The organism is Stenotrophomonas sp. P5_A9, assembly GCF_056400525.1.
The window spans coordinates 1-4824 of record NZ_JBFULC010000117.1 but is presented as its reverse complement, the minus strand read 5'-3'; the positions used below and the strand labels follow the sequence as shown (position 1 = coordinate 4824).

Here is a 4824-nt window from a genome sequence, read left to right as displayed (position 1 = left end):
CGTGAACCCGCCGGATGATCCGAACCCAACTGCGGCCGAGCCGGCCCCGCCGCCCGAGCCGGCCGCCCCCGCCGACGTCGCGCCGCCCAGCATCGATACCCCGCCGCCGGTGCCCACCGAGGTGGCCGGTGTGCCCGGGCCGCTGGCGGTGCCGCCCACGCCCGGGGCGCGCCCTGCGCAGGGCGACATCATTCCGCTCTACCGCTTCGAGACCGGCCTGTACTCGGTGGTGCCGCCGCTGCTGCGCGAGACCAGCCTGGCCAGCCTGGGCACTTTCCACGAACGCCAGGGCGAGCAGCGTCTGCTGGCCGGGCAGGGTGGCGTGCGCGCGGCTTGGGCGCGGCTGGTGGGGCAGAGCCACGAACAGCAGTGGGACGGCGACGCGCAGCCCGGCTTCGACGGCGACATCCAGGGCATCCAGGCCGGCTTGGACCTGTACGCCAACGCGGCCGACACCCACCGCGACCAGTTCGGCGTGTTTGTCGGGCGCACCCGTGCGCAGGGCAACGTGACCGGTTTTGCGATCGGCTGGGAAAACGTCGCGGTGGGCCGGACGCGGCTGGATGACAAACACGTGGGCGTGTACTGGACCCGCGCCGGCAGTGCCGGTGGCTACCTGGACGCGGTAGTGATGCAGAGCCGATACGACGGCGACGCAACGTCCTCGCGCGGGCTGGGCATCGACGTGCGCGGCGATGGCACCACCGCCTCGCTGGAAGTGGGCAAGCCGCTGCTGCGCTTCGGGCAGAGTGCGTGGTGGCTGGAACCCCAGCTGCAGGTGATCTGGCAGCGCACGTCGGTGGATGATGCCGGCGACGCGGTGTCCGCGCTGCGCTTTGACAACGACAACGCCTGGACCGGACGCGTCGGCCTGCGCCTGGCTGCCGACTACGACATCGCCGGCAACGGCTGGCAGCCGTACATCAAGCTCAATTACTGGCAGACCCTGGACGGCGAAGACCGCATCGATTTCGACAGCAACCGCATCCTCAACCAGCAGGATGCGCGTGCGCTGGAAGTGGGCGTGGGCGTGGTGGCGCGTTTCAACGCCAACGTCAGCGCGTTTGCGGTGGCCGATTACACACGTGACCTGGAAAGCAGCGCACGCAAGGAACGCAAGGTGATCGAAGGGAATATCGGGCTGCGGTTTGACTGGTGACAGCAGTGGGCAGTGTTACAGGAACTCGGCGCTGATTCTTGGCAGGTCGGTCGGGGTAATGCCCTGATCGACCGCGAAGACGGTTGCTGCCTGATCCGGTGCGCTTACCCTGTGTCCGCGTGCGCGCACATGCAGGTCGAACAACGTGTGCAGGGTGGTCTTGGGCAGTGACGATATCGCACGCAGCATCAGCGACACGCCGGCAAGGTTGTTGGCCACGTTGACGGCAAATCGCGGCGTGCTGGTGAGTCCGATGTCCAGCCACAGCGCCTGGCGTTCCACCAGGTCGAAGGCGATCGGCAAGCAGAAGGTGGTGTCCGAGGCCAGGTCGAACCGATCCACCACGGTGCCGGGCTCATAGATCTCGCCTGAATCCGGCGCGGTGCGCGCCATCCAGCCGGCGAAGCACTCGGGCAGATCGCAGTACGCCTGGCCGCTGAAGCTGCTCAGGCACATCACGATCCAGCGGATGCCACGCTCCCGGCAGTGATCGATATCGATATCGATGAACTCGCTCGCACCCTGCGGCGCATCGACGATGTCGCCGCTGTGATGGGCGCCGAAGGTGGCCAGGTTGTAATAGGCCAACGTATCGATGTACTGAACGTCCTCGCCGTAGATGGCGGCCGACAGATCGATATCCACGCGGGATTTCCCATTGCGCCACCAGCAGAACATGCGCAGGGTGTTGGCGTCCGACAGGGGCACGCGGCTGCCGCGCACCAGCGTACGCAATGCCTTGGATGCCGAGCGTTGCGAGAACGGCACCAGGTAGCGCGACAAGGCCGGGTCGATGTAACTGGCGCCCAGGGGCGGCAACGCGGCGAAGCGGGCGAGCAATGCTTGTTCGCAGCGCAGGGCCAGCGCCGCGCAGAGATCGGCATCGAGTGGGACAAGGCGATCGGGGATCGCGTACAGCTTGCCGACCTGGCCCTTGGGCAGGAAGACGCGCAGACCGCGGGGTGCCGCGCGGTGCTGGAAGTGGGTCATCACCTGCAGTAGCACCGGGGTGGACACCGAGGCCGCCACCTGTGCGAACGTGTCCACCACGTCCTGTACGTTGTGGCTGCGCCGGGCGAGCGCGTCCAGTCGCCGTGCCAGTTCACCCGGCCGTGCGCGCAGTACCGCCAGTGCGGTGCCGATATCGTCATCGGCCAGGGCGCATTCCACCTGCGCGTTGAAACCACGCAGGCGCTGCCCAGCGCGCAGCCGGGCGAAGTCGGCGGCGGTGCCCGGGAACCGCGCGGCATGTTCGCCAGGGTGCAGGCGCTCGGCCAGGCGCACCCAGCGCGGCGTCCAGCGCTGCAGGTCTTCCAGGCGGTTGGGCATTTTCTCCAACCAGTTGAGCAGCGCACGGCGCAAAGGACGCCGGTAGCGCCCGAAGCGGGTGGGCGTGGCCAGCGATACGTCGCCGTCGTCCAGCGCTACGGCGATGCGCAGCACATCGGTGGCGGTGCGCACATGACGGCCCAGGGCGAGGACGCGCGGATCGGCCGTGCCTTCATCGGCAAGCAGCGCGGCCACGACCACGGCCAGGTTCTCCTTGCAGGGAAGTGTCTCGGGAAGCAGCGACAACGCGCGCTCGCGATGCTGCGCCACGTACCAGCGCACATCGGCGCTGTCTTCCGGGGAGTACGGCGTACGCGCGGCGGCAAGCGCCACAAACAGCGCATCCACCTCGTCCTGTGTGCCCAGCTCGAGCACGCGCCAGTTGGGCACGTCCTGCCGGGGCGGTCGCGGCGTGGCCTCGCCCAAGCGATCGAGCTGGCCGCGATAGTGCAGATACGCGTTCCAGTACCGTTCGGCATCGCTGGCGCGCATCATCTGTGCCGGGAAGTCCGGGTACAGCGGCGCGTAATTCCGATGCGCGCCCAGCATCTCGCGCAAGGCGCGGATCAGGCGCTTGTAAAACGCCTCCACCTGGGTCAGCGACAACGTGGCCACCTGCTCGCACAGCGAAGGCGACATCTGGAAGCCGAGGGCTTCCAGGTTTTTCTGCAGCGTGGCGACCACCTCAAGCGGCTGGCGCTCGCGTCCCGCGCTTAGGATGACCTTGGATCTGCGCCGCAACAGCATCGGGTTCATGGCTTACCGTGGGATGCGTGGCGGCAGGAAAAGAGGTGGGGCGGAAAGCGAAGGCACTAGTTCGAAGTGTAGAAGGAAGCACCCTCATAGCCGCCCCGTCGCAAGCTTACCCAGTAACCGCGGCGCGCTTCAATGTGCCTGACCTCCGCCCGACGGACCGCCCCGCGCGTGATCCGGCAGAGGGGCGGGGGAGGATCGCAGATGGAATCCTCACGCACCTGTCCGTTGAAGCGATCAGCGCAACGCGCCAATCGCCTGTGTACGCGCCCTCGCCAACGCCTCACCCACCGCCGGGCCCCTCAGATGGGTCAAGTCCAGGTCGCGCGCTTGGACCGTCAAGGCAGCCTGGTGCAACCGGTTGAGCGTTGCACCCTGCGGGTAGTCGCTGTCCTCGAAGCCGAGCCGGCCGCGCTTGTCCGCCTCGCAGCACAGCGCGATCTGCGCGATGCGCTCCGGACGGCGGAAGCCGTCGCACCGGCTCAGCAGTTCCAGCACGGTGGCATCGCGCAGTTCATCGATGCGGTGCACATTGAGATGGTCCCGGCACACGGCTTCGGCCAGCTGGCGGTGGTCCAGCGGTACCTTCAGGCGGTCACACAGGGCACGCAGCGGGGCCACGCCGCGCTGCTCGTGCATGATGTGGCGCGGCCATTCCGACGGCGGGGTCAGGCCCTTGCCGAGGTCGTGGGTAAGCGCGGCGAAGCCGATCAGGTCATCGCCCGGCGCGAGGCGGGCAGCCATGTCGCTGACCATTTCCTGGTGCACGCCGGTATCCACTTCGGGATGAAACTCGGCCCGTTGCGGGACGCCGTACAGCGCGTCCAGCTCGGGCAGGATCGCACGCAGCGCGCTGGCGTCGTGCAGCGTGCGCAGGAAGGCCGAGGGCTGGGCGCAGGTGAGCGCGCGGCGCAGTTCCTGCCAGACGCGTTCGGGGACCAGCGCATCCAGTTCACCGCTGTCGGCGATCTGGCGCATCAGGTCCAGGGTTTCCGGGGCGACGGTGAAGCCGAGCGGGGCGAAGCGGGCCATGAAGCGCGCCGCACGCAGCACCCGCAGCGGGTCTTCGACGAAGGCCGGGCCGACATGACGCAGCACGCGTTGTTCGATATCGCGCACGCCGCCATACGGGTCCACCACCGTACCGGTGGCCTCGTCGCAGGCGATCGCGTTGATGGTGAAGTCGCGGCGCAGCAGGTCGTCTTCGAGCGTCACCGACGGGTCGGCATCGACCACGAAGCCGCGGTAGCCGCGGCCGGACTTGCGCTCGGTGCGTGCCAGTGCGTATTCCTCGCCGGTGTCCGGATGCAGGAACACCGGGAAATCGCGGCCGACCGCCTTGTAGCCCAGTGCTTCCATCTGCGCCTGCGAAGCGCCGACCACGACCCAGTCGCGGTCGCCGGGGGCGCGTTGCAGCATGCGGTCGCGCACGGCGCCGCCAACAAGATAGATCTTCATGTGCCCATGATGCCGCAGTGGGCCAACGCGACGCCAACCGGTGGTGCCGGCTGCTGGCCGGCTCGCCATGAACCCGGACAATGACGTAGTGCCGGCCGCTGGCCGGCTCCCCAGACCGCCCGAAC

At 68.2% G+C, this 4824-nt stretch carries 3 protein-coding genes; 1 reads left to right on the top strand and 2 read right to left on the bottom strand.

Annotation, left to right across the window (positions count from 1 at the left end):
• Window positions 1-1159 (top strand): autotransporter family protein (locus AC1DR7_RS19955; protein WP_478076647.1); only part of this gene is annotated, 1159 nt, incomplete at its 5' end.
• A 15-nt stretch (window positions 1160-1174) separates the two neighbouring features.
• Here AC1DR7_RS19955 and AC1DR7_RS19950 read toward each other — a convergent pair.
• Window positions 1175-3244 (bottom strand): TerD family protein, encoded by a 2070-nt coding sequence (locus tag AC1DR7_RS19950; protein ID WP_457318821.1) that lies wholly within the window; start codon window positions 3242-3244, stop codon window positions 1175-1177.
• A 234-nt stretch (window positions 3245-3478) separates the two neighbouring features.
• A complete protein-coding gene (locus tag AC1DR7_RS19945) occupies window positions 3479-4699 on the bottom strand; it encodes a multifunctional CCA addition/repair protein (protein ID WP_457318819.1) in 1221 nt (406 codons plus the stop codon).
• Between the last annotated feature and the right edge of the window lie 125 nt (window positions 4700-4824).